We start from the raw sequence: 350 nt of genomic DNA on the forward strand, positions 1-350 counted from the left end.
GCCTCCGGCTTTCATAATCCCGAACATCCCCACGATCATATCTACCGAGCGCTCCGTCATCAGGCCCACCAGACGATCCTTCGTCACGCCATGACTCCGCAAGGTACGAGCCAATCGGTTGGCTCGTTCATTCAGCTCGCGGTAGGTCAGCTCTTCTCCCTCGAAGAACAAGGCCGCCTGCTCTGGTGTTAGCAAAGCCTGCGCTTCAAACAAACCGTGAATAGTCTGCTCGCTTGGATAGTCCGCTGTCGTATCTCCCCACACGTGCAGGATTTGCTCGCGTTCTTGCTCGGTCAATACATCCAGCTCACGTACAGGAATATTCGGGTTCGCCGTTACCTGCTCCAGCA

1 protein-coding gene is annotated in these 350 nt (G+C 55.7%); it reads right to left on the reverse strand.

Annotated elements, in window-relative coordinates:
* Positions 1–350, reverse strand: a 350-nt coding sequence (locus C1T21_RS26960) for an AMP-binding protein (RefSeq protein WP_146032536.1), incomplete at both ends; no start/stop codon positions are given.

Source organism: Paenibacillus sp. F4 (genome assembly GCF_002894905.1).
GTDB lineage: Bacteria > Bacillota > Bacilli > Paenibacillales > Paenibacillaceae > Paenibacillus > Paenibacillus polymyxa_B.